Consider the following 25,180-nt stretch of genomic DNA (forward strand, 5'->3'; position numbering starts at 1 on the left):
GTTTTTGCAACATAGCAGAAAGAAGCAAAGACTGTTTCAAGAAGAGGCATCTTTATTCTCTTGCTCTGCTTCTGCTGCCTTAATGCGATTGTAGATTTCTTCTCGATGAACGCTGACCTCTTTCGGTGCCTTGATGCCTAAGCGTACCTGTGAGCCTTGAATGCCCAATACGGTTATTTCAGTATCGTCTCCGATGTTGATGGTTTCACCTGAGCGTCGTGTGATGATTAACATAATTCCTATCCTTTGGTTTTGTTGTCGACAAATACGAAACGCTGACTACTTCAGTGACGTCTTCAATGTATTACTAAAAAAAGTGTCAAGATAATTTTCTTTGTGCCAACTTTACCACACCAATGATCTGGTAAGTGTCACTCACTTTTATCTGAGTATACTCGCTATTGAGTGAGTGTAGATAGACATTATCCACATCGAAAATCAGTTTTTTAAATACAGCGTGTTGATGGTCAGGAAGCTTTGCGACAACCAAGTCACCATTTTTTGCGCGCTGGTGGGGTTCTACCAATATAAAATCGCCTTCCGAAATGCTGATACCGGATTGAGCGCGCATACTGTCATTTTCAACGGGTAGCCAAAAAGCGTCTTCAGAAACAGGTTCTGCAGTAGCTATCCACTGTGTTTTATGAGGGTATAGGGTGAGTGTCTTTGGCCAAGGTGCAATGATGTCATAATTAAGGATTGGGCATTGATAGAGTTTAACGTCTTCTTTGGTCGGTATTGCTTCAACATAATGCAGAAAACGCTCTCGAGTGCCTTGTGTTGTACCGTGAGCAAGCCATTCAGGGCTGCATTCGAGGTGTTTGGCTAGATCCAGTAACTTACGAGGGTTTTTGGTAGCGCCTTCCTCGATTTTTTGTAGGGACTGTTGTGTTATGCCAACACGACTTGCTAACTCTGCTTGAGTCAGTTTTAAGTGGGTTCTTCTTTGTTTACAACGTTCAGCCATGCTCATGGTGGTGATAATTACAACTTTAACTGTATTTGACAAACAATAAAAACTGTCATCAAATACAGTTAAAGTTGTTAAGGAGGCACTATGTCAGCTATAGCAAAGGCCGTTAAGATTATTGGAAGTCAAACTGCGCTGGCGAATATTCTAGGCGTTAAGCAAGCCCATGTTTGGAATTGGTTAAATATACACAAACGTGCACCGGCTAAATACATTCGACGCATCGCTGCGTCCACAGAAGGGCAGGTCAGTGAAAGTGAGCTACTGATGGACCATGAGCGGCCATAAATTCATTTATCGGTAATTTTTACTGGGTGTTTTTAAAACAGGCCAAAAAGATAGCGACTTTCGTGCGCTTTTTTACTGTACAATGCGCCACGATTTCTTGTCGTTAACCTATTTTATAAGTGATCCCATGGCAATAAAAGCAACGGTTTATAAAGCATCGGTTCAAGTGTCAGATATGGACCGCCATCACTATCAAAGTTATGAACTTACTTTAGCGTTACACCCTTCAGAAACCGAAGAGCGCATGATGGTGCGTTTAGCTGTGTTTGCCTTATTGGCTGATGAAAAAGAAAGTGGCGAGCAGCTAAGCTTCACGAAAGGCATCAGTACCGAGGACGAGCCGGATTTATGGCAAAAAAATTATTCAGATGAGATTTTGCTTTGGGTTGAGCTTGGTCAGCCAGATGAAAAGCGTCTTCGAAAAGCGTGCGGTCGCGCTCAGCAAGTTGTCGTGGTGAATTATAATGACAAATCGGATATTTGGTGGGAGCAAACCAAGGGCAAAAACAGTCGCTTTGACAACCTAAGAGTGCTGCAATTTCCAGAGTCACAAGTACAAGCTTTAGCGGCTATTTGTACGCGTTCTATGCAACTAAATGTCACGATTCAAGATGGTGAAATGTGGCTTTCTGGCGAATTGGGCGAGTGTATGATGGCACCTAAATGGCGACATCAGTAAGCAAAAAAATTAAGGCCAATCAGAACGTGTTCTTCAATTTATTGGCCTTTTCTCTTCTTATCCTTACACTTTATTCTTTTAGCGTACGCTGAAAGAGTGCGATGGCTTTGTTGTAACATTCTAACGCCAACGCGGGGTCGTAACGGTCTCCTTCATCACGCATGAAAGCATGTTGTCCATTAAACTCATACCAAGTAAACCGTCGTTCGGTATCCATTAATTGTTGATAGATTTTCTGACGTCCTTGTGTTGGGACATGAGGATCTTGCTTGCCCCATACTAACGCTATTTCTCCCTGAATTTCTTGGGTTCTGGTAAAGGTGTCATTGCCTGCTTGGCAAGGGAGCGTGTTTGAATGGATGTCCGTTGCATACAGGCAAAAAGCGGCATGAATGCTGGGTAGTAAAGCCGCGCGATAAGCAAGGTGGCCTCCCAAACAAACTCCCATACTGCCAAACTTGCCGGTGCAGTAGTCTTGCTCTGAAAAGAAGGTCAACATGGCTAACGTGTCACTGTCGTGGGATTCGAGTGGCTTAGTGAACTTGTCATTATTGCCCTTATCTTTGCCTTTATCGTCGTAACCCAGCACAGTGCCTATTGGATTGAGTTCGTGAAATACCTCGGGTACCACTACGACAAAGCCGTGTCCTGCCATGATGTTGGCAGAGCGTGAAATAGGCGCTGTTTGTTGGAAAATTTCAGAATAGAAGAAAATGCAGGGAAAACGACCCTCTGCTTGAGGGCGGTAAACGGTACAGCGCATCAGGCCAGTTGGCGTATTAATGTCTTCATCGTGGCGTTGGGTGATCATAGGGTTCCTTAACAGTGATAGCGTCTATGCGTAAAAGTGTAATTTTATTACATCATAGTCTACTTTTTAAGAAAGAAAATACACAAAAAAATCCGATAAACAGAGTGCTTATCGGATTTTCTATTGAGGGTGTTTGCGTTTTTGCTAAGTCGTTGGGCTTAGCGTTTTCTTGTACGATTTATTACCCGTCATAAAGATAATAAGGAAGAGAACCAAACCAACCGCTTGAATCCATATGTCTAAATTGGGCCATAGCATCATAATAGACGCAACCAGCAACGCTGCGCGTGGAACGATAGACAGTTTATCTTCTAGGTAACCCTCCATCGCACCAACAAGAGCATACATACCAATGGTGATGAAGAAGGTGAGACGCAGTAAGGTTTCTGGGTCGCCACCAATCAATGGGGTATAGGCCATCAACAGAGGGACTATGTATAGTCCTTTCGCCAATTTCCAGGCTGTTACGCCGGTTCGCATAGGGGGGGTTTTGGCGATCGCCGCTGCAGCAAAGGCCGTCAGACAAACCGGTGGGGTAACGTTACTGTCTTGCGACAACCAAAAGATGATCATATGTGCGGTGACCAGAATCATCGCTACACTGTTCGCACCAAGTGCCTGATCCATCAACATCCCTTTAAAATCATTAGGAACCTGAGCCAGTAGAGCTTCCGCTTGTTCCATTGGCATGCCTTGTGCCAAGGTCGCTAATGCAGCAGGGTCTACCAACATGAAGACAGCGCTGGCGGCTTCGGGTAAAGTGCCAGACGCCATCATTTCCAGTAATTGACTTTCAGCGATCAAGTTAAACAATGCTGGCGCTGACAGAGTGCCCAATACGATATAAGAAGCGGTCACGGGCAAACCCATGCCCAAAATCAAAGAAGCGATGGCCACCAAGATAATGGTAAAGAACAAGCTGCCGCCTGCCCAATTCGTAATCAGCAGCGAGAAGGTGTTTCCTACACCTGTGGTACTGATAACATTAACAACGAGGCCGATACCTACCAATAATACGGCGGTGGTGGACATATTTTTCGCCCCTTGCGCCATTGCATCAAGAATGGCAGCCGGTCCCATACGGTGTTTGCTGGATAGAAATGACGCCAAAATAACCGCAAGGATACTGATGCCAGCGGCGTATGTTGGGGTAAACCCTTGAATTAACAAAGCGACCAACACACCAAGCGGCACAATATGGTGCCAGCCTTCTTTAAGAACAGTAGAGACTTTTACTGCATCATCGCTTTCTGTCGCGATAACACGGCTACGCTTTGCTTCGACACGAACGAAAAAACCCACCGACAGAAAATACAAAAGAGCAGGAATGGCCGCGACACTGATAATGGTGACGTAAGAAACTTGCGTGTAAGACGCCATAATAAACGCCCCCGCTCCCATAACAGGAGGCATTAACTGGCCACCAGTCGAGGCGGCGGCTTCAACGCCAGCAGCAAAACGTGCTGGGAAGCCAGCGCGACGCATCAAAGGAATGGTGATTACCCCAGTAGAAACGGTGTTGGCTACTGACGACCCTGACACCGATCCCATTAATCCAGATCCGAGTACGGCGACAAAACCTGGACCACCGATCATTTTACTGGCCAGTGAGCGAGAGAGGTCAATGATGAAATCGCCCGCACCAGATTTTACTAAGAAAGCACCAAACAGAATAAACATGAAGACAAAGCTCCATGAAATGCGTGAAATCGAGCCAAACATGCCGTCAGTGCTAAAAAAGCTACGATAAAGTAAGGTTTCAACGCTTAAGCCAGGAAAGTTAAACATACCGCCAAGCCAGCTTCCCCAAACGACAACATAGGTCAAAGCGATAACGATGAGAAAGGGAATAAACCAACCACTGGTACGTCGAATCAGTTCTAGTGACAACAACACTGCGATACTGGAGACAATCCAATCCGACGTGTTGAAGGTCACGCCTCGGGCATAAAGAGCGTCTTCAAATAAGACGATATACACCACCATCCCAATCAAAGCGAGAACAATGACGGTGTCAAAAAACATGGCGACTTTACTGTCTCGCCATTTTTGGTTGGCAGGGATAAGTAGGGCGCACAATGTACCAAAACCAGCAAAGTGAAAAGCGGATACCCAAAGTTCTGGCAAGGTGGCAATGGTATTAATATAGATATGCGCCACTGCTAAAAAAATAGAGAGGCTAAAGACTAGGCGGTTTAACCAAAGTCCAGAGCGATGTTTGGTCTCGAAATCTTCAAGATTAATTTCTTGAGATTCAGCTGGTTTTTGCGATGCAGCAGTCATAGACAGACAACCCTTATATAGACAAAAAACGTATTATAGCAAAAGTCAAATAAGAGCACTGAGTAACATCTCAGTGCTCTTATTTTGAGCAAGGAACTTTATTCTGCGATTAAGTGATTAGGTATAGTAACACCTTGTTCACGGTAATAGCGCAATGCTCCTGGATGCAGTGGCACGTAAAGTCCTTTTAGAGCAGTTTCAACAGACATGCTGCTAGTCGCTTTATGGATCGCGCTTAGATAGTTTAAATTTTCATAAATGGTTTTGGTTAACTGATAAACATCTTCCTCAGATACGTCTGCACGTGTTGCTAGAAAGTTTGATTCTGCAATCGTGTTTATTGGTTTTGTTTGTCCTGGATATGTGTTGGCTGGAATGGTGTATTTAGTCCACAAATCATATTCATGGTTTGTTTTAGCCATTTGCTCATCAGTAAAGTCAAGAACAGTAACCTTATCACCAAGCGAGGCATACAGGCGTGTTATCGCTCCTGCTGGAACCCCAGCCGGGGTATTCATGCCATCAATATTACCATTCTGGATAGCATCCGCGCTGGCTCCATAACCCATGTAAGCCAAACTGAATTCGTTTGCATCGATGTCTAAACTTTTCAAAATATGACGGCCTGACCCTTCAGCTCCTGAGTTTTTTTTGCCAATGGAAAACTTATTATTGCTACCTTCCAGCTCTTTTAAATCAGCAATTGTCCCTGTTTTAGCCAACTCACTTCTAATGGTAAAGTGCTCTACTTGCTGCCAGAGTGTGCTGATAGACCTTAGCTCGGTTTGTTTACCGGCCCTTTCCATTGGCCCTGTTCCATTCCAAGCCCAAGCACCATTTATACCTTGAAGTATACCAAATTGTGCCTGATTTTCTCCCAAAAGCTTGATGTTTTCGCCTGAGCCTGCAGAACTGACGGCTGATAAAGATACACCAAATTTTGGTTCAAGTTTGACTTTACTGAGTGTGGCAATAGCAACGCCTACAGGGTAGTAGGTTCCTCCTGTTGAAGCCGTTGCTAGTATATAGTTTTTGTCTTCTGCGGCGTATACCCCCGAAGTCGATATTGTAATTGCAGCGATTGTTGCTGTTGATAAGACAGTTTTAGTGATAAATCCCAATTTCATTTTATTTTTCTCCTAGTATGGGCTTAGTTGAATATCTATACAGGCTAATTTCATGCCAATTATGTATCTTCATGATAAATAAGGTCTTTTTTAATTTTTATTTAATTTTTTAATTATTTACACAAAACTGAGCAAATTTTTGCTTATAGCTTACTGAATGGCGTAAGCAAAAAATTGCTTACGCGAAACTGAGTAGGAATAGGGTTTGAGCATTTAGCTCTTATGGCAGGTGTTTTTACATGAGCGAAATATTGCCGATTGCAATAGCTTATGGCTAGATGACGTTTAAACACCAGGTTTTGCTATCTGATGTTGAATAGAGAGCTGCTCTTGGGTAGGTGGTTTTAGCTAATACTACTTAGGCTATGGATTAAGCGCTTGCTCCATTTCTATTATGGCTTACCAACATATACTTTAGATGGTTTTGTATGAGTTAGGGAGGGCAAACATTGCTTGTGGACGAAAGAATATAAAAACGCCGCACTTAGGATGCAGCGTTTAAGATTGATATGTGAAAAGTATTATTCAGCAATCAAGCGGTTAGGAACATCGATACCACGTTCACGGTAATAGCGTAATGCACCAGGGTGCAATGGCACTGGCAATCCAGAGATGGCTTTTTCGATAGACATCACTGACGTTGCTTTGTGAATTGCGCTTAAGTAAGAAAGGTTCTCGTACAATGCTTTCGTCAACTCATAGACGTCATCATCAGAGATATCCGCACGTGTTGATAGGAAGTTCGGTTGTGCAACCGTGTTGATTTCCTTGGTTTGACCTGGGTAAGTATTTGCAGGAATGACGTATCGAGTCCATAGGTCATAATTGCCGTTGGCCTCTTTAACTTGCTCGTCGGTAAAGTCTAGAACTTGTACCTTGTCGCCCATTGAGGCAAACAATCGAGTCACTGCACTGACAGGCACACCAGCAGGTGTGTTCATGCCTTCAATGTTGCCGTTTTGTATCGCGTCTGCGCTGGCGCCGTAGCCCATGTAAGCCAATGCGAAGTTATCGGGTTCAATGCCTAAGCCAGAAAGTTGCTGACGGCCTGAACCTTCAGTACCAGAATTCTTTTTACCAATAGAAAATTTATTATTGGTGCCCTCTAGCGCTTTAAGGTCGGCCATGGTGCCGGTTTTTGTCAGGTCTGATTTTAAAACAAAGTGTTCAACGTTTTGCCAAAGCATGGAAACAGAACGAAGCTGCTCTTGTTTACCTGAACTTTTGAATGGGCCATCGCCATCCCAAGCCCAAGCACCGTATAGGCCCTGTAAAATGGCAAACTGTGCTTGGTCTTCACGCAACAATTTAATGTTTTCACCCGAGCCAGCAGAGCTGATTGCTGAAACAGACATGCCAATTTTTGGCTCAAGCTTGACTTTACTCAAGGTAGCGATAGCAACGCCAACAGGGTAATAAGTACCACCGGTGGATGCAGTTGCCAAGATATAATTACGATCGTCTGCAGCGGATGCACCGGTTGCAGAAAGTGCAATAGCCGCCGCTGTTGCAGTTGATAAAATTGTTTTAGTCATAAGTCCCAATTTCATTTTATTTTTCTCCTGTTAATAAGGGGCGCTGAGGTAATATAGTGATTTCATATCTGATGAATTGTACTTCCATTGATGCATATTGAGTTTTTATATTTGGAGTTACTTCTAAACTCAATAAATAACGAGATAGCCACTTGGTATCTCGACAGATACAGCTTGCGCTCAATATAAGCAAACTATTGTTCATGAGGAAAGAGTTAAAAGAAGATTATGCAAGAAAAACTTAAGGTTCGAGTTGTGTTGTTCGACTTAGGCAACGTTTTGGTTAATTTGGGAGAGGTCGCCGAAATAAGTGGTATGTTAAATACGGAAGGTGAGGAGTCGGACGTTTGGTTGCAGTGGCTATCGTCTCCCGCTGTGGCTGCATTTGATTCTGGTAAAATCACTTTTGAGCAGTTTGCAAAGGCATTACTGCAAGAAGTGGGCAGTCAAACACCCATAGACGTGTTTAAGGCGCATTTTAAAAAATGGCCAAGAGGGTTGTTTGACGGCGCTTTAGCGTTGGTTGAATCCGTGAAGCCAGAATACCATCGAGCCATATTGTCGAACACAAACGCGGCTCATTGGCCAAGGTTAATGAATAAGATGGGCTTGGCCGGCGTTTTTCACAGTTACTATGCTTCTCATCTTATCGGCGCCGTAAAACCAGATGGCGCGATTTATCAATACGTTCTGGATCAATTGCAGGTATTGCCAGAAGAAATACTGTTTATTGACGATAATCAGATTAACATTGACGCTGCAAAGGCGTTCGGTATGCAGGCTTTTCGAGTGAAAGGGGTGGAAGAGGCCAGATTCGTACTGGATCAACATGATGTTCTGCTTAAGCCTTTAGCGGAATAGTGTGTGCAGGACAATGTTCTATGAACAAATGATCTATTCATCATGATAGCTTAATCAAATGTTGAGTTTATTCATTGGTGTTGTATTTTTAGAGGTATCTCATGTTGTTGGAACGAATCGGCAATGAACAGTAAGTCCTGTAAGGTGATGTATTTAATGATGAATGTGTTGGGGAGTCGTAGTTTGCATGCGTACATTTGATGGGCATTCCTCGATCCGATATTCTCGTACTCGGCCAATGTATCCTGCTGAGTTGTATTACTGGCTTTCAAAGCAAGTGGCGAACCCAGGTGTGGTTTGGGATTGTGCCTGCGGAACTGGCCAGGCGTCAGTAGATTTGGCTGCCTACTTTAATCAAGTTGAAGCGTCGGATATTAGTGAGTCGCAAGTGCATTCTGCGGCTCATCACAGAAGGGTAAATTACCGAATTTGTCCTGCAGAGAAAACCGATTACCCTGATAATTACTTCGATGTGGTAGTCGTTGCCCATGCTCTTCATTGGTTTGACTTGGAAACATTCTGGAGAGAGTTGCACAGAGTACTCAAACCTGGAGGGTTATTTGCTTGTTGGGGATACAACTGGCTGCAAGTGGGCGAAGCAGAAGATAAGGTGATTTCGGAAACCGTGTTGTCTGAATTGACCGATTATTGGCCGGCGCAAAGTCGTCTCCTATGGGAGCAATATAATGACATTGAGTTTCCTTTTCCCCTGATGCAAGTACCGGATTTTGAACTTAAATGTCACTGGTCCGTTACACAGACGATAGATTTTATCCGAACATGGTCTGCTTCCCAGTTAAGAATTCAAGAAAGCGGTGATGAGTTTCTACTCAACGCATCGCCATTGATACGTGAGGCGTGGTCAACACCAAACAAAAAACAGGACATACAACTTCCCTTTTTTCTTAAAGCCGGTCGATTCGATTAGCACCAGCGTTGGCTTATCTTTGTTGTCCAAAAACCAGTAAGACTAAAGTGGAATAGTACCCGTTATGAGTCGAGTTATAGTAACTCGGCATCCGAATAACAAATTTAACAATGGAGCAGGTTATGGAATCATCATACAGCGCAACCTCAAATGAGGCGGCAAAAACAGCCAACGTTAGTCAAGCGGAGTTTGAAAAACGCTATCAAGAATCGATTGATAATCCTGATGGATTTTGGGGTGTTGAAGGTAAGCGCCTCGATTGGATTACGCCTTATACGAAAGTGAAAAATACCTCTTTTGCCCGTGGTAATGTCAGTATCAAATGGTTTGAAGATGGTAGTTTGAATGCGGCTCATAACTGTATTGACCGTCATCTTACCCACTCTGCAGACAAAGTGGCTTACTACTGCGAAGGCGACGCTGAAAGCGATGAGAAAATTGCCATCACTTACCAGAATTTGCATGACGAAGTTGGCCGTTTAGCCAATGTACTCAAGCGCAAAGGGGTGGTAAAAGGCGATCGAGTCGCTATTTATATGCCAATGATTCCTCAAGCTGTTTACGCCATGTTAGCCTGCGCTCGTATTGGTGCTGTCCATTCCGTTATCTTCGGTGGCTTTTCTGCTCATGCCATTGCTGATCGCCTTAATGACTGCGAAGTTAAGTTGGTGATTACCGCCGACGAAGGTCGTCGTGCTGGTAACACTATCCCGCTCAAGCACAACGTTGATATGGCGCTTGCGAATAATGCCTGCCCTTCTGTTAAACACGTTCTTACCTATCGCTATACAAAAAAGGATATTCCTTGGTTTGAGGATCGTGATTTGGACTGGGAAACAGAGGTGCACAATGAAAGCACTGAGTGTCCTGTTGAGCCGATGAATGCAGAAGACCCCTTGTTCATTCTTTATACTTCTGGCTCGACGGGGAAGCCAAAGGGCGTTGTGCATACAACAGGGGGATATCTTGTTTACGCGTCGCTCACCCATGAGTTGGTGTTTGATTTAAAATCTGACGATGTTTATTGGTGTGCTGCTGATGTCGGTTGGATTACTGGTCACAGCTATATGGTTTATGGGCCGCTAGTAAATGGCACCACGAGTGTCTTGTTTGAAGGGGTTCCCACTTACCCCGATTCCGGTCGTATTGGTCGTATCGTTGATAAATTTGGCGTGACCATATTGTATACGGCTCCGACGGCCATTCGTGCTCTGATGTCAAAAGGCGATGAGCCAACACGCTCCAGTAAACGGGATACTTTAAGAATACTGGGCAGCGTGGGTGAGCCAATCAACCCCGAAGCTTGGTCGTGGTACTACACGGAGTTAGGGAATTCTGCTTGTCCTATTGTTGATACTTGGTGGCAAACGGAAACCGGTGGTTTGATGATGTCGCCGCGTATTGTGCAAGGTGATATTAAGCCCGGTTCTTGTACGGGACCTTTGTTTGGTGTTCAGCCCGCGTTAGTGGATGCCCAGGGTGAGTTACAAACCAAGCAAGGCGAGATGCAAGAGGGCGGCTTAGTTATCACGGATTCTTGGCCTGGTCAATCGAGAACGGTTTATGGTGATCATGAGCGTTTCGAACAGACATATTTCAGTACCTTTGAAGGTATGTATTTCACTGGAGATGGCGCTTCTCGTGATGAAGACGGTCATTATTGGATTACAGGTCGTATGGATGACGTGTTAAACGTTTCTGGTCACCGTTTGGGTACCGCTGAAATTGAGAGTGCGCTGGTGGCCCACCCATCTGTTGCTGAGGCTGCAATCGTTGGTTATCCCCATGATATCAAGGGACAGGGGATTTATGTCTATGTGAGTGCCGTTGCAGGCGTTACGCCAGACGAGGAACTGACGCAGTCATTGAAGCAGTTTGTGCGCCAAGAAATTGGGCCTATTGCGACGCCTGACTTGATTCAATGGTCGAGTAAAGGGCTCCCGAAAACCCGTTCGGGCAAGATTATGCGCCGTATTTTGAGAAAAATTGCTTCAAATGAACATGATCAATTAGGGGATACCAGTACATTGGCGGACCCAAGTGTGGTTGATGATTTGATCGAAAACCGTTTAAATATGTGACAACTAACGTATTTAAAAGGATACACAGTGATTTCACTTGTTATCGCGGATGATCATCCCTTGTTTCGTAGCGCACTCAGTAGTGCGTTACGATCAGAAATTGAAGGGATTAACATAGTTGAGTCCCATGATTTGGACTCGACTCTCCAATGTCTTAAACAACAAATAGACCTTGACCTATTGCTTTTGGATCTCAATATGCCGGGCAGTGGCGACTTGTTTGGCTTGATTCAAATTCGAAAAAACTTTCCTGATGTCCCTGTGGCAGTGATTTCCGGCAGTGAAGACAGTGCCATGGTCGCCATGGTAATTGATGCTGGTGCGTTGGGTTTTATCCCTAAAACCAGTGAGCCAGCCACTTATGTAAAAGCAATTCATGCTATTTTGGCCGGTGATATTTGGTTGCCAGATGGGCTGCGTGTGGAAGTGGCAAATCAACCAAAACCAGACTTATCGATGCAAAATAAGGTTGCAGAACTGACACCACAGCAATACAAGGTGTTGTGCTACCTTCATGAAGGACTGCTCAATAAGCAAATTGCTTATGAGTTGTCTATTTCAGAAGCCACGGTGAAGGCGCATATTACTGCGATTTTCCGTAAGCTCGAAATTAACAACCGTACCCAGGCGGTCTTAGTGGCCAGTAATTTGAAGCTGCAAATGGTGAGTACCGGTTAAGAGGGTGTTTTCTTAGTGTCATCTTTAGCTAAGGTGCGATTGTCTTTGGCTTGTGGTTCTTTGGCTTGTACGTGTTTGCTCTGAGAGTCTTGGTTTTCTTTATCGGAGTGACAGCCACAAGGGGGAACAGGGTCCATTCCTCCTTCATGCCAAGGGTGACATTTTGATAAGCGTCGCAATCCAAGGTACACACCTTTAAACACACCGAAACGTTCTATTGACTCGATCATGTAGCGTGAGCAGCTTGGGTAAAAGCGGCAGTTGTTTCCAAGAAAAGGGCTAATAAAAAGTTGGTAGCCCTTCACTAATAAAATAATAAATTTCTTCACAATGCATCTCAGGGTTTAAGCGGCTAATAAAGTAAAAACCATGTCATTTATGTGTAATTGCTCTACACAATTTGATAATGTAAACAAAATATACCATAGATTAGATACAACTTATGCCAGACCAACCTATTACTTTAGACGCCATGCAGGTTGTGGCTTATCAGGGTGAGCCTGGCGCTTACTCCCATCTTGCCTGTAATCATACTTTCCCCGATTTTAACAGTGTCCACTGCGCTACCTTTCTTGATGCGCTCAATATGGTCGAGCGAGGGGAGGCTTTGTACGCGATGATTCCTGTCGAGAACTCAACGGCAGGACGAGTGGAAGAAATTTATCGTGAGTTAAAACATACGCAGCTTTTTGTGGTTAAAGAGCATTTTGAACCCGTTAATCATTGCTTGATTGCGCCTCATTCTATGGCCTTAGACGATATCTCTCGTATTGGCAGCCACCCTCAAGCCCTTGCACAGTGCGATGCCAACATAAAAGCACTGGGAGCAAAGCCGCAAGCCATGTATGACACGGCAGGCGCCGCTAAGCATATTGCTGAAGTGAATGACCCTGGACTGGCGGTGATTTCTTCATCCTTAGCGGCAGACTTGTATGGTCTTAATATATTAAAAACGTTTTTCAACGATGCCGAAGGCAATACAACACGCTTCTTAGTGTTTTCCCGTCAACAAAAGATGCCTGTTTATGAAAAAGATCGCATGTACATCACTTCGTTTATGTTTCGTGTCAGAAATATCCCCGCCGCTTTGTACAAAGGGATGGGGGGCTTTGCGACACAGGGTATTAATATGCTCAAGTTAGAAAGTTACATGGTGAATGGGCATTTTACTGCAACACAGTTTTATGTAGATGTTGAGGCGCATTTTCAATCGTCGGCCATGCAAGCGGCATTAGAAGAGTTACGCTTTTTTTCAGAAGAGGTTCGCATATTAGGTACGTATTTAGCTGACAATTATAGGTTGAAATGAGCATGATCTATCGCCCATTTATTTTACTCACGTGTTGTTTTGTGATGTCCCAAGGTTGGTCAAAATCGAGTGAGTCTCTTGAGCTTGGTTTCTCAATGGGGGAAGCGTCTGAAGGCTTGTGCGCTTTTCAGAGCATTGCTAATGATATTCCCACGGTCGTCACGCCCTCAAAAATGCCTCAGCCAAGAGTGGACGTTTCTTCCACCTTATCGGTCTTAGATGGCGATTTCATTCGTCGTGTTAACATGCAATATGTTGAAGATTTGCTGCGTTTTGTGCCAGGGTTTGCTGTAGCGCCTTATTACAGTTCCAGCCAAAAAGTGGCTTCTTATCACGGTACGCAATTGGACCAGTATCGTCGTATTCAAGTGTTGGTCAATGGCCGCTCGGTGTACAGCGCCGGCTTGGCTCGTGTGGAGTGGGCAACGTTGCCGCTTAGTATCGAAGACGTTGCACGAGTCGAAGTGAATCGTGGCCCGAATGCTGCCAGCTACGGTATTAATTCCTTTTTTGCCGTGGTGAATATCATCACTCAATCGCCACTAGAGACGCTAGGTGAAAGTGTAACGGCTTATTCAGGAACACGTGGCGATTACCGTTTGTATGGACAGCACAGCGGATTACAAGGTGAGTGGAGCTATCGTGCATCAGCGTCCACGACAAACGTGAGCGGTTTCGACATAGATGCAGATGGTGACAAACGCCACGATGGTCATGGCGCGGTGATGGGGAACGTGTTGATTCAAAAAGAAACGCCGACCAGTTCTTTTGATATAGACATTGGCGCCAGTTCGTTGCGTGACAATATACAACCTTCTTCCTATGGTGGTCAGGCCGCAGACGTCAATGAACCGGAGCGACTTGTTGACCGAGAGCACATTAAGTTAGGCTATGGTACGCAAGTTTCTTCTGCGCATCACTTGAAAGTACAATACTATTACGATGAATCGGATTTAAATGAATACCACGATGTTGAATTAACACCGCTTTTTTACGCCCAAGTGTTTAATGGCGTAAGCAGTGGGTCTGTTAGATCGACTTACGATGTGGATCTTGTTGAAACACGGCAAGATATTGAATTACAAGATACATGGGAAGTGTCCGAGTCTGTGCGTTTGATTTCTGCCATTGGTTATCGCCTTGATGAAGCTGAGTCAGAGCATTACTTTTCCGGTCGTGTGAGTGATGAGGTATTCCGCCTTTCTTCTAATATGGAATATCGTGTGAACCCAGATTGGGTATTAAACACAGGGGCGATGTTTGAACACAGTGATATGGGAGGGTCGTTTTTATCGCCTAAGTTTGGTGTGACCTATAAACTCTCCGAACAAGAATCGTTGCGCTTTAATGTGTCAAAAGCAGTTCGAACCCCCGATTTATCAGATCAATATTTCCAATGGCAATATGCTTTATCGAACGGAGACGTTTCGACCGTCACCTATGCAGACAAGGGAGAGGCCGAAGAAAAAATTACCTCTTATGAAGTGGGTTATTACCGCTACTGGCCTAAAAAAGCAGTGTCTGTTGATCTGAAGCTTTATCATGACCAAGTGCAAGACATGGTGTTGAGTAAAAAATATTTCTCCTCTTTTGATAAAGTTGACGCACCGATAGAAGAGGGTGTGACAGAAGATGTGACAATTAATGGCGTTGAGTTAGAACTGGATTGGCGCTTTCAATCAGGTGCTATGGCACGTTTTACCTATGCGTACCAAGACACGGATACTGAAAATCAGACACTGATAGAAGCCACCACACCGGTTGTGATGTCTCTTTTCGGTAGTGTCCCATTATCAGATAAGTGGTCTGCTCAAGGCTATTACTGGTATGGAAAAGCGTTTGGTGAAGGGGATTATGCGTTACTGAACACTTGGTTATCGTATCAATTTTCTTTAGGAGGTTATTCAAAAGCAAGGATGGGAGTCGGTATGGAAACAACGTTAAATAGTGGAGCATTGGTTTCAAAACACAATAATTATGAAGACGATGCATTCGCTTATATCTTTACTCGTTTTACTTTCTAGCTTAATAAATGGAATTTAGTAAGTGAGCATCATACTTAGGGTTTTTGCGCTATTGCTTTTGTTGTTTTCAACAAAAGGATGGGCGGTGATCTATTTGGTACACGATACCGAAGAGAGTGCTGCGCGTGCGCTATCATTTCAACTTTCTCGGCAATTGCCTGTTGATACAAAGGTGACGCCGGTCCGTCGAACGGCTTATATTCAAAATATTGCTCAAATAGAAAAGGACGACATTATTGTCCCCATCGGTGTGGACAGTTTTCGTGATGTTTGCATGGTTACATCGCAAGGTGTTGTCATGGCCCTGTTTGTAGGGAAGGAAGAGTATGAAAATATTCAGGCTCGATGTTCTGTATCAACCAGCGCTGTGTTTTCAGGTGCTCCCTTAGAGAAGCGTTTGGTTTTATTGCAAGCGGTTTGGCTCGATAGAAAGCCGTTGGCGGTGCTTCACAGTGATACCTTGTTGTTGGATGAGCAAGGTATGACAAGCAAGGCCGCAGAATACGGTTTCAAGCTTTTGTTTTTTCCCACGCCGGTAGACCGTTTGTCTGTCTTAAAATCGGTCAACTTTGTGTTAGAAGATGCCAGTATGATCATGGCACTGGTGGACACTCAGCTTTATCAACAGGGCATAGCCCAAGATATACTAAGGCTGTTGTTCCATAAGCGCCAAGTCATCATCGGCCCTTCTTTGCCGTTCGTTCGAGCAGGTTCTTTGTTTGCTATATATTCAGATACTGAGGCGAAATTGGCTACTTTGGTTAATCACCTGACGCTATGGCAGAAGCAAGGTGTTTTTCATGAAGCAAGATACCCCGACAAACTGAGAGTCAGTTTTAACCCCTATTTAATTAAGTCTCACAGTGTCGTGTTGCCTTCTGCGTCTTACTTAAAAGAGCAGTACGGCCTGTGTTCTGACATAGACTGTCGGTAGTTACAGCAAAAATCGTTTAATAAGACTGGTAAAAGGCAGCGGTTTTTCCGCATGCAGCCAGTGTCCCGCCCCTGCAATCATCTTAAAGCTGCCTTGTGGAAAAAGTGCTGTGATGGCTTCTTGGTATTCTTGAATAATATAGTTTGATTTCTCTCCCTTGATAAACAAGGTGGGTATTGAGATGGGCGTATCAATCATTGGCTTACGTAAAATCGTTGCATAGCTGGCAGCAATGTTATCGATGGCCAAGCTGAGTTTATAATGATCGCTGACTTTTACAAGGTTTTTGAGTAAAAATTGTCTAACTGCATGGTTTGTTTCGTAACGACTTAGGAGGACATCCGCTTCTTTGCGTGATGCGATCGTTTCATCATTTATAGCGCTTAACCCGGCTAATATTTTGGTGTGACTTGCTTGGTAGTCGACGGGGGCAATGTCTACTACGATGAGTTTGTCTATGGATATTTGATTGTCGGTATCGACAAGAGCCGCCACCTGCATCGCGACTTTCCCTCCCATAGAGTGACCTAGTAGGTGAAAGTGCTGAATATCCTGCTCTTTAATCCAGTCTATTACCGCTGTTGCCATTTTTGGGTAGGTAGCGTCTGGCATACTGCTGGAGCGACCATGATTCGGTAAATCAATACAATGAACGATAAAGTGCTCGGCAAGCGTTTGGGCAATGGAGTGCCAATTATCTGCATTACCAAACAAACCATGAATAACCACTAGGTGTGGGCCGGAAGAGCCATATTGTTTAGCGTGTATCATAAGGTTTTACTCTGTGAACGGGTAAATTGAAATGGAAAACCATGTGTTCCATGGTAAATTAGTCGGCCTGTATTATACAAAACCTTTAAACAGTATGCTTTGCATCAAGGCCAGATAGACTATGTTAGACACATTTTTTATAAAAAACCTTAAACATCCCTTGTCCCTTGTGGCTATTACGCTTGATAAGTATGGCATACAAGCAAACGGTATTACTGTGCTTGGTTTCATCGTAGGTATGATGTCGGTGCCAGCTTTATATCTTGGGAATACCTCTTTAGCGTTAATGTGTATCGTGTTCAATCGCATAATGGATGGTTTAGACGGGGCTGTTGCTCGTGTACAGGGACCGACTGATTTAGGTGGTTACCTTGATATCACATTAGATTTTATTTTTTACTCGGCGGTGATTTTTGGTTTTGCTTTAATGAATCCAGCAGACAATGCGTTGGCAGCGAGTTTTCTAATATTTTCTTTTATGGGAACAGGGAGTAGTTTCTTAGCATTTGCAATTATGGCGGAAAAACGCAATATCAAGCGTTTGGATTATGGTAGGAAATCGCTTTATTTTATTGGCGGGCTGGCAGAGGGCACTGAAACCATTCTCTTTTTGGTGTTGATTTGCTTAATACCAAGTTACTTTTCCCTGTTAGCCTTTGGTTTCGGCGCTCTCTGTTGGGTCACTACCATCATGAGATTGTATGCAGGGTACCGAACCTTGTCTAAACACACTCACCAGCACTGAAACTAATAAAGAGCGATATCGATATCGCTTTTTACAATAGCACAACAGGCAAGCAGATGGCCGTCGTGAATCCAAGCCAGTGGCTCAGACAGATAAACCACGGTCCCTTTTAGTAATTTGATAGAGCAAGATGAGCAATAACCTTCACGGCACTGGTACTCTACTGTGATACCGGCTCTTTCAAGTTGCACGAGTAGAGGTTCATCTTCCGATACCATAAGAAACCGCTCACCCAAGGTTACCTTGTGTAACACTGGGTTAGTGTCTTTGTCTGCAGAGTTAGAGGTCGAAGTCATCGAAATCGGAATCATCTAAACTGTTATCCGTTTGGCCAACCAGGTAAGAGCTAATTTCTGCCTCTTGTGGTGCAACCTGTACGTTATCACTGACAAGCCAAGCATTGATCCAAGGAATAGGGTTATTTTTAGTAGCAAAATGGGCCTCTAATCCCACTGCTTGCATTCGAACATTTGTAATGTATTCGACGTATTGACCAAGTATCTGAGCATTTAGGCCGATCATCGAACCGTCTTTGAATAAATATGCTGCCCATTCTTTTTCTTGCTCAGCGGCTTCGATAAAGATGTTACGCACTTCGTCCTGACATTCTGCTGCGATCAATGCCATTTCAGGATCGTCTTTGCCAGATGCCATCAGGTTCAACATGTGCTGTGTTCCGGTAAGGTGCAAGGCTTCATCCCGGGCGATTAATTTAATTATTTTTGCGTTACCTTCCATCAAGGTGCGTTCAGCAAATCCGAAACTGCACGCAAAACTCACATAAAAACGAATGGCTTCTAACACGTTAACCGAAGCAATAGTCAGATACAGCGCTTTTTTCAGAGCCGCCATAGAGACGGTTATTTCGCCTTTACCAGGGATGGTGAAGGTGCCTGTTCCCATGGTGTTATAAATATTTACCATTTCGATCAAGCGGTCATAATAAATAGACACGCTGTCAGCACGCTTAGTAATTTCTTCATTATTAACAATATCATCAAAAATCTTACTTGGGTCATTGACGATATTTCGAATAATGTGTGTATACGATCGGCTGTGGATGGTTTCACTGAAAGACCAAGTTTCAATCCAAGTCTCTAATTCAGGTAGGGAAACAATCGGTAAAAAAGCAACATTGGGAGAGCGTCCCTGCACACTATCAAGTAACGTCTGATATTTTAAGTTACTAAGAAAAATGTGTTGTTCATGTGCTTCTAACCTTTGAAAGTCTTTGCGGTCCGTCGATAGATCCACCTCTTCAGGTCGCCAAAAGAAGGACAGCTGTTTCTCAATCAGTTTTTCAAAAATGGGGTGCTTCTGTTGGTCATAACGAGCAACGTTCACATTTTCACCAAAAAACATGGGTTCTTTGGTGCTATCGAAGTGTTTACGATTGAAAGTCGAGTAACTCATGTTTTAAGGTGTTCCTCAAAAACGATGGGCATTGGTTAAATAATGCCCGGTTGTAAATAATATTGGAGACGCTATTGCGTAAAATAGGGTCAATATGGAACTGACCCCAATGTGTGATCAGCGAGAACATAGAAAAGATCACAGTGCCACTCAATGTTCTACGCAACAACGTTGTTTCTGGGTCAAATTTTACAGGCACCGCCAGCGCAATCGTCCATGTCTTCTTGTTTGTCATCCGCTCCGTCACGAGTGTTGTGGTAATACAGTGTTTTGATCCCTAGTTTGTAAGCCGTTAGTAGGTCTTTTAGGATGACCTTCATGGGCACTTTTTGTGCTTCAAACTTTTGAGGGTCATAATTTGTATTCGCTGAAATTGCCTGGTCAACAAACTTCTGCATGATGCCTACAAGTTGCAAGTACCCATCGTTTGATGGAATGGTCCAAAGCAATTCATAATTGGCTCTTAGGCGCTCAAATTCGGGTACAACCTGCTTTAAAATACCGTCTTTACTGGCTTTCACAGACACAAAACCACGAGGCGGCTCAATGCCATTTGTTGCATTACTGATTTGAGAAGACGTCTCAGAAGGCATTAGTGCGGTTAAGGTAGAGTTACGTAAGCCATGTTGAACAATATCGGCACGCAACGCTTCCCAATCGTAAAACAATTCATTAGAAACAATGTTGTCTATTTCTTTTTTGTAGCTGTCTATTGGCAAGATGCCTTTTGAATAGGTTGTTTCATCAAAACCAAGACATGGACCAAATTCTTTTGCTAACTTGTTTGATGCTTTCAAAAGGTAATATTGGATGGCTTCAAACGTTTTGTGTGTTAACGCGTTAGCACTGCCATCAGAATATTTAACGCCATTTTTTGCTAAATAATAGGCGTAGTTGATAACACCCACGCCCAGAGTACGGCGCAGTTCAGTGGCACGTTGTGCCGCAGCGATAGGATAATTCTGATAGTCCAATAGGCTGTCTAGCGCTCGAACAACGAGTTCAGACAATTCTTCCAGTTCATCCAGATTGTCTAAGGCACCCAAGTTAAAGGCCGATAATGTGCATAACGCGATTTCGCCCTCTGGGTCATCAATTTGATTTAAAGGCTTAGTCGGCAGCGCAATTTCCAAGCACAGGTTGCTTTGTTTAACAGGCGCTACCTTGGGATCAAATGGACTGTGCGTATTACAGTGATCTACGTTCTGTAAGTAAATGCGGCCCGTACTGGCGCGCTCAGACGCAAATAATGTAAACAGTTCCGATGCTTTAATCGTTTGCTTGCGAATCGTTTCATCTTGCTCATACAAATGGTACAGACGATCAAACTCTTCTTGATCTGCAAAGAATGCGTCGTACAAGCCTGGAACATCAGAGGGGCTGAACAGTGTAATGTTGCCACCTTTGATAAGGCGTTGATACATCAAACGGTTGAACTGCACACCGTAATCTAAATGTCGTACGCGGTTTTCTTCGACCCCACGGTTGTTCTTTAGAACCAGTAAACTTTCTACTTCAAGATGCCAAATAGGGTAAAACACAGTGGCTGCACCACCGCGTACTCCCCCTTGGGAACAGCTTTTAACGGCCGTTTGGAAGTGTTTATAGAAAGGAATACACCCTGTGTGGAACGCTTCGCCACCGCGGATCGGACTGCCTAGCGCACGAATAGCCCCTGCATTCACGCCAATACCAGCACGTTGGCTTACGTATTTCACAATAGCGCTAGAGGTTGCATTGATAGAGTCAAGAGAATCACCACACTCGATCAACACACAGCTACTGAACTGACGTGTTGGGGTACGAATACCGGACATGATCGGAGTGGGTAGAGAGATTTTAAACAGTGAGACGGCATCGTAAAAACGACGAATTAGATCTAAACGCTCTACCTTGTCATAGTTAGCAAATAGACATGCAGCCACCAAGATATAGATAAACTGAGGGCTTTCGTAAATCTCTCCGGTGACGCGATTTTGAACCAGATACTTGCCTTCTAATTGTTTGACGGCAGCGTATGAAAAATTCATATCACGAGAGTGATCGATGTAATCATTTAATGTATTGAATTCTTCCTCAGTGTAATTTTCCAATAACTGAGCATCATAGCGCTTCTGTTGTACGAGTTTACTAACGTGTTCAAACAAGTGAGGCGGTTCAAAATCACCAAAGGCTCTTTTACGTAAGTGGAAAATAGCCAAACGTGCGGCAAGATATTGATAATCCGGTGTTTGTTCAGAGATTAAATCCGCTGCAGATTTAATGAGTGTCTCATGGATGTCGGTGGTACGTATGCCTTCGAAAAATTGAATGCGTGCTTTTAATTCCACTTGTGAAACGGAAACGTTATCTAACCCCTCTGAAGCCCAAGTAATGACTTTGTGAATTTTTTCTAGGTTGATTTTTTCGGTCGTCCCGTTACGTTTAGTAACTGTGAGAGTGCTCATGAATTAAGTTCCCAGTCGTGCGTAGTAAAAAAGAGAGTATCTACTGTATATAGTGTGTGTTTTTGCAACAACACACTAGATGTAGTGTTTCGAGAAAGAGTTGACGCGAACAATAGTGATGATTGTGTCTAAAATCAAGGCTTGAAAAATGGTGCAAATTAGGAAACGATGCCCCGTGAAGTGCTTACTTACCGTGCCTGCCTTAGAGAACGTAAAGTTAGCCGTTGGCAATATCATAGGGTAATTTTTATCTTTTTTTTTCGAGAAATTTTTTCATCAAACTGTGTCATTTTAAATATTAGATAAGATTGATGTAAAGCCATTTAAACACGGCGACAAGTGAAAATAAGATCAACTGGTGGAGGAGGTAAAAGGGCAGAGCATGACGCCCCATAAAGGCTAGGAGACGAGTCAGTATAGATTGAGGTAAAGTAACATATTGCCAACCTAAATAGCCCAGCAAGGGCCCGATCAGTACCACGCCAATCCATGGGAATGGGAATACGATATCGAGTGTTCTATTGGGTAAAGGAATGTACTGAGTGATTAGTGAAAAAGCCTGAGGGAAATGCAACCAACCGGTATTTTGATAAATGCTGATAATCCCAGCACCACACAGAGCCGACAATAATGGCCAGCGGACCAGAGGTCTTGTCAAAATAGAAGCAATAAAAATGAAGTGCAGTATGCCAAAGTAAATCCATTGATTTGGCATAGCAAAATAGGTGACGACGGAAATAATGGCGGCCGATGCAAACAATTTGCCATCGCGTTGCCAGTGGAGAGGCGGTGTTTTCCTTGTTGTCGTTTTTAGTATGGATAGGTAGGCAGACCAGCCAATGGCACTTAAAAAAAGAAGTAAAATAGCTCGCCGAAAATACACCCAAAAAGGGTCATGAACAGCAAAGCTTAAGAAGCCAAACTCGCGTAAATCCCAACAGAAATGAAATATCATCATCAATAAGACGGCAACGCCTCGATAGACGTCTAAAAAAGCACTGCGTTGACGAGGTGACAAAACATGAGAGGCTTGCATGAACATCCAAGGAAAAATTATGACGAGAATTTTGCCATCATACCGATACTCATTTTTTAGCTCAAGCACGCCCCCCTTGATGACACGATTAAAGTCGATATTGCCTTGGGAAAGAGAGCGACTGACCTTGTTTGGAAAAGAGATCCCCGTACCTCGTCGAGTGGCATTTGTTGCTGATCAAGGCGTGTGCTATCGATATTCTGGCAAAGATCATCGGGGAGTGGGCTGGCCTGAAGATTTACTCGCCGTAAAAAAAGAAGCGGAGCAATTGGCGCGACAGCCTTTTAATTCTGTGCTGCTAAATTGGTATCAAGACGGTGAGGAGTACATGGGGTGGCATGCAGATGATGAAAAAATATTAGGGCCTGCGCCTATTATTGCCATGTTAAGCCTTGGAGCACCGCGAAGCTTTGTTTTTCGCCTTAAGTCTCACCACAACATAAAACACAGCCTAGAGTTAGAGGATGGCAGCTGGTTAATCATGTCTGCATCAACTCAGGTATTGTGGCAACATACTTTGCCCGTCAGAAAAAAGGTAAAGCAAGAGCGGATAAGCTTAACCTTCCGCTACCTGCTTTAATGTGTCACGGTTAAGGTGCTTTACGCGTCATGTTCCATTCACCTTGATGCTCTGTAAAACAAATACGATCATGCAAACGGCTAGGTCGACCTTGCCAAAACTCAATAAAGTTTGGACGTAAAACATAACCCCCCCAATTCTCAGGGCAAGCCACGTCTTGGTCTGCGAACGCACTTTCTTCTTTGCTAAAGGCTTCCTGTAGAGCGTCACGGCTAGCAATGACAGCACTCTGTTGTGATGTCCTTGCCGCCAGCTGACTGCCTCTTGGACGACTGGCAAAATACGCTTGTGTTGCAGCGCGGTCAATTTTCTCAATGGTTCCTTCAACACGAATCTGTCGAGACAAAGCGGGCCAGAAAAATGTCATGCTGGCCTGATTGTTCTGTGCGATCTGTTGGCCTTTTTCGCTGTCATAGTTCGTGAAAAAAGTGAATCCATTGTGATCACGCTTCTTGAGCAAGACGACTCGAGCGTGTGGAACGCCTTCTTGGTCAACGGTGCTGAGCACCATCGCGGTGGGATCATCAGGGCAGGCTTCGATGGCCTTTTCAAGCCAAGTATCAAATAAACTGAAGGGATCATTGCCTGCTTTTTCTTCTAAAAGATCGTCAAAATTATAGTCTCGACGAATCGAATGTAGGTCTCTGTTCATGATTAAATCCGATAGGTTGTTGTCGTCATGACTTTGGACAGTTGCGTCATAATGCTCATAACGGGTTTAGGAAATTCATACCCTCCTGCCGCTAACGCCATCGCTTTGTGTTGAGCTTCGTCTTGGTGCATTTGTGTTAACACCGCTCTACTTTTTTCGTCGTTAGCCGGTAATGTCGCCATGTGCTTTTCAAGATGCGTGCAAACTTGATCTTCTGTGGCAGCCACAAATCCTAAACTTAATTTATCGCTGATTAAGCCCGCTCCAGCACCAATCACAAAAGAAGCGCCATAAAAGAAAGGATTTAACAGACTGGGCTTGCTATGTAGGTCGTACAAGCGTTGCTCACACCAAACCAAGTGATCTATTTCTTCATCGGCGGCATGCTTCATATCTTCTCGCACTGTCGCAAGTTTCGCTGTGGTCGCTTGGCCCGCGTAAAGTGCTTGAGCACACACTTCACCCGTATGGTTAATGCGCATTAAGCCAGAAGCGTGCTTGCGTTCTTCCACTGATAATTCGCCTTCCGCTACGGTTTCAGCTGGTGAGGGCCGAGATGCTGTAGCGGCTTTAGGAACCAGTGTCTGTAGTGCGCGATCGAACTGTAATACGGTTTTGTCTAGGAAAGAGATCATGTGTTTCTCCTTATGTTACTAACCTGGTGGCCATGTCATAGCGCGGCCACCTAACACGTGCATGTGAATGTGGTAGACAGTTTGTCCGCCCATTTCGTTGCAATTCATGGCAACACGGTAGCCTGCATCAGCGATGCCTTTTTGTTTGGCTACCTTAGCGGCAGTGATTTGCAGCTTACCAACAACGGCGGCGTCATCGTCTGTTAGGTCGTTTAATGTACTAATGTGGCGTTTTGGAATGACTAAAAAATGCGTCGGTGCTTGTGGCATAATGTCTTCAAACGCAATCACATCCTCGTCTTCGTATAAAATAGTGGCGGGAATGTCGCCCTTTACAAGATTACAAAATAAGCAGTCCATATTCTCTCCTCTAATAAGTATTATTCAAGCTTG

26 protein-coding genes are annotated in these 25,180 nt (G+C 44.1%); 11 read left to right on the top strand and 15 right to left on the bottom strand.

Going from position 1 to position 25,180, the window contains the following annotated elements:
- Positions 1 to 36: 36 nt before the first annotated feature.
- Positions 37 to 234, bottom strand: a complete 198-nt coding sequence (csrA, locus tag LG368_RS05200; RefSeq protein ID WP_226753677.1) for a carbon storage regulator CsrA — start codon at positions 232 to 234, stop codon at positions 37 to 39.
- A gap of 85 nt (positions 235 to 319) precedes the next feature.
- Positions 320 to 973: a LexA family protein gene (locus tag LG368_RS05205; protein WP_226753678.1), complete on the bottom strand. Its 654-nt coding sequence runs from the start codon at positions 971 to 973 to the stop codon at positions 320 to 322.
- Between the two features lie 84 nt (positions 974 to 1,057).
- Between LG368_RS05205 and LG368_RS05210 the strand changes: the two genes are divergently transcribed.
- Both LG368_RS05210 and LG368_RS05215 read left to right on the top strand, forming a co-directional pair.
- Entirely contained in the window at positions 1,058 to 1,258 is a 201-nt protein-coding gene (locus LG368_RS05210) for a YdaS family helix-turn-helix protein (RefSeq protein WP_226753679.1), read from the top strand.
- Between the two features lie 127 nt (positions 1,259 to 1,385).
- On the top strand, positions 1,386 to 1,937 hold the full coding sequence (locus LG368_RS05215; RefSeq protein WP_226753680.1) for a YaeQ family protein: 552 nt from the start codon (positions 1,386 to 1,388) through the stop codon (positions 1,935 to 1,937).
- A 70-nt stretch (positions 1,938 to 2,007) separates the two neighbouring features.
- Here LG368_RS05215 and LG368_RS05220 read toward each other — a convergent pair whose 3' ends face one another.
- The 4 genes from LG368_RS05220 to LG368_RS05235 form a co-directional block, all read right to left on the bottom strand.
- Entirely contained in the window at positions 2,008 to 2,748 is a 741-nt protein-coding gene (locus tag LG368_RS05220; RefSeq protein ID WP_226753681.1) for a dienelactone hydrolase family protein, read from the bottom strand.
- 144 nt (positions 2,749 to 2,892) lie between these two features.
- On the bottom strand, positions 2,893 to 5,031 hold the full coding sequence (locus LG368_RS05225) for a TRAP transporter permease (RefSeq protein WP_226753682.1): 2,139 nt from the start codon (positions 5,029 to 5,031) through the stop codon (positions 2,893 to 2,895).
- A gap of 98 nt (positions 5,032 to 5,129) precedes the next feature.
- Positions 5,130 to 6,158 carry a TAXI family TRAP transporter solute-binding subunit gene (locus tag LG368_RS05230; protein WP_226753683.1) on the bottom strand — a complete coding sequence of 343 codons (1,029 nt, stop codon included), beginning with the start codon at positions 6,156 to 6,158 and terminating at the stop codon, positions 5,130 to 5,132.
- Between the two features lie 521 nt (positions 6,159 to 6,679).
- Positions 6,680 to 7,708 carry a TAXI family TRAP transporter solute-binding subunit gene (locus LG368_RS05235; RefSeq protein WP_226753684.1) on the bottom strand — a complete coding sequence of 343 codons (1,029 nt, stop codon included), beginning with the start codon at positions 7,706 to 7,708 and terminating at the stop codon, positions 6,680 to 6,682.
- A gap of 213 nt (positions 7,709 to 7,921) precedes the next feature.
- Between LG368_RS05235 and LG368_RS05240 the strand changes: the two genes are divergently transcribed.
- From LG368_RS05240 to LG368_RS15575, 4 genes are all read left to right on the top strand, one after another.
- Positions 7,922 to 8,554 carry an HAD family hydrolase gene (locus LG368_RS05240; RefSeq protein ID WP_226753685.1) on the top strand — a complete coding sequence of 211 codons (633 nt, stop codon included), beginning with the start codon at positions 7,922 to 7,924 and terminating at the stop codon, positions 8,552 to 8,554.
- Between the two features lie 187 nt (positions 8,555 to 8,741).
- A complete protein-coding gene (locus LG368_RS05245; protein WP_226753686.1) occupies positions 8,742 to 9,482 on the top strand; it encodes a class I SAM-dependent methyltransferase in 741 nt (246 codons plus the stop codon).
- Between the two features lie 122 nt (positions 9,483 to 9,604).
- A complete protein-coding gene (acs, locus tag LG368_RS05250) occupies positions 9,605 to 11,563 on the top strand; it encodes an acetate--CoA ligase (RefSeq protein ID WP_226753687.1) in 1,959 nt (652 codons plus the stop codon).
- A 27-nt stretch (positions 11,564 to 11,590) separates the two neighbouring features.
- Positions 11,591 to 12,241 (top strand): LuxR C-terminal-related transcriptional regulator, encoded by a 651-nt coding sequence (locus LG368_RS15575; protein ID WP_226753688.1) that lies wholly within the window; start codon positions 11,591 to 11,593, stop codon positions 12,239 to 12,241.
- Here the strand turns inward: LG368_RS15575 and yidD are convergent.
- Complete coding sequence (yidD, locus tag LG368_RS05260; RefSeq protein WP_226753689.1) at positions 12,238 to 12,570, bottom strand: membrane protein insertion efficiency factor YidD; 333 nt, start codon at positions 12,568 to 12,570, stop codon at positions 12,238 to 12,240. The two genes, LG368_RS15575 and yidD, sit on opposite strands and share 4 nt — an antisense overlap.
- Before the next feature lie 113 nt (positions 12,571 to 12,683).
- On the opposite strand from yidD, the gene LG368_RS05265 reads away from it, so the two are divergent.
- Genes LG368_RS05265 through LG368_RS05275 form a run of 3 tightly spaced genes read left to right on the top strand, consistent with a single transcriptional unit; the run spans position 12,684 to position 16,508 of the window.
- Positions 12,684 to 13,550, top strand: a complete 867-nt coding sequence (locus tag LG368_RS05265) for a prephenate dehydratase (RefSeq protein ID WP_226753690.1) — start codon at positions 12,684 to 12,686, stop codon at positions 13,548 to 13,550.
- A gap of 2 nt (positions 13,551 to 13,552) precedes the next feature.
- Positions 13,553 to 15,574 carry a TonB-dependent receptor plug domain-containing protein gene (locus LG368_RS05270; RefSeq protein WP_226753691.1) on the top strand — a complete coding sequence of 674 codons (2,022 nt, stop codon included), beginning with the start codon at positions 13,553 to 13,555 and terminating at the stop codon, positions 15,572 to 15,574.
- 22 nt (positions 15,575 to 15,596) lie between these two features.
- Complete coding sequence (locus LG368_RS05275; RefSeq protein ID WP_226753692.1) at positions 15,597 to 16,508, top strand: hypothetical protein; 912 nt, start codon at positions 15,597 to 15,599, stop codon at positions 16,506 to 16,508.
- Here LG368_RS05275 and LG368_RS05280 read toward each other — a convergent pair whose 3' ends face one another.
- Positions 16,509 to 17,279, bottom strand: a complete 771-nt coding sequence (locus LG368_RS05280; protein WP_226753693.1) for an alpha/beta fold hydrolase — start codon at positions 17,277 to 17,279, stop codon at positions 16,509 to 16,511.
- A 121-nt stretch (positions 17,280 to 17,400) separates the two neighbouring features.
- On the opposite strand from LG368_RS05280, the gene LG368_RS05285 reads away from it, so the two are divergent.
- Positions 17,401 to 18,024 (top strand): CDP-alcohol phosphatidyltransferase family protein, encoded by a 624-nt coding sequence (locus tag LG368_RS05285; protein ID WP_226753694.1) that lies wholly within the window; start codon positions 17,401 to 17,403, stop codon positions 18,022 to 18,024.
- Between the two features lie 2 nt (positions 18,025 to 18,026).
- On the opposite strand, the gene yfaE is transcribed toward LG368_RS05285, so the two are convergent.
- The 4 genes from yfaE to LG368_RS05305 all read right to left on the bottom strand — a co-directional run bounded on the left by yfaE (position 18,027) and on the right by LG368_RS05305 (position 22,920).
- Positions 18,027 to 18,320, bottom strand: coding sequence for a class I ribonucleotide reductase maintenance protein YfaE (yfaE, locus tag LG368_RS05290; protein ID WP_226753695.1), 294 nt, complete (start codon positions 18,318 to 18,320; stop codon positions 18,027 to 18,029).
- The gene (nrdB, locus tag LG368_RS05295; protein ID WP_226753696.1) at positions 18,304 to 19,437 is read right to left on the bottom strand and encodes a class Ia ribonucleoside-diphosphate reductase subunit beta; all 1,134 of its coding nucleotides are present in this window, start codon (positions 19,435 to 19,437) and stop codon (positions 18,304 to 18,306) included. Before nrdB ends, yfaE begins: the two co-directional genes overlap by 17 nt.
- A 182-nt stretch (positions 19,438 to 19,619) precedes the next feature.
- The gene (gene nrdA / locus LG368_RS05300) at positions 19,620 to 21,884 is read right to left on the bottom strand and encodes a class 1a ribonucleoside-diphosphate reductase subunit alpha (protein ID WP_226753697.1); all 2,265 of its coding nucleotides are present in this window, start codon (positions 21,882 to 21,884) and stop codon (positions 19,620 to 19,622) included.
- Positions 21,885 to 22,182: 298 nt separating this feature from the next.
- Entirely contained in the window at positions 22,183 to 22,920 is a 738-nt protein-coding gene (locus LG368_RS05305) for a heparan-alpha-glucosaminide N-acetyltransferase (RefSeq protein WP_226753698.1), read from the bottom strand.
- Positions 22,921 to 22,939: 19 nt separating this feature from the next.
- On the opposite strand from LG368_RS05305, the gene LG368_RS05310 reads away from it, so the two are divergent.
- Positions 22,940 to 23,500, top strand: a complete 561-nt coding sequence (locus tag LG368_RS05310; protein WP_226753699.1) for an alpha-ketoglutarate-dependent dioxygenase AlkB family protein — start codon at positions 22,940 to 22,942, stop codon at positions 23,498 to 23,500.
- 10 nt (positions 23,501 to 23,510) lie between these two features.
- Here LG368_RS05310 and pdxH read toward each other — a convergent pair whose 3' ends face one another.
- The 3 genes from pdxH to LG368_RS05325 are packed head-to-tail and all read right to left on the bottom strand — an operon-like array spanning position 23,511 to position 25,147.
- Positions 23,511 to 24,152, bottom strand: coding sequence for a pyridoxamine 5'-phosphate oxidase (pdxH, locus tag LG368_RS05315; protein ID WP_226753700.1), 642 nt, complete (start codon positions 24,150 to 24,152; stop codon positions 23,511 to 23,513).
- 2 nt (positions 24,153 to 24,154) lie between these two features.
- On the bottom strand, positions 24,155 to 24,787 hold the full coding sequence (coq7, locus tag LG368_RS05320) for a 2-polyprenyl-3-methyl-6-methoxy-1,4-benzoquinone monooxygenase (protein WP_226753701.1): 633 nt from the start codon (positions 24,785 to 24,787) through the stop codon (positions 24,155 to 24,157).
- Positions 24,788 to 24,805: 18 nt separating this feature from the next.
- A complete protein-coding gene (locus LG368_RS05325; protein WP_226753702.1) occupies positions 24,806 to 25,147 on the bottom strand; it encodes a histidine triad nucleotide-binding protein in 342 nt (113 codons plus the stop codon).
- Between the last annotated feature and the right edge of the window lie 33 nt (positions 25,148 to 25,180).

It is taken from the genome of Marinomonas algarum (genome assembly GCF_020532605.1).
GTDB lineage: Bacteria > Pseudomonadota > Gammaproteobacteria > Pseudomonadales > Marinomonadaceae > Marinomonas > Marinomonas algarum.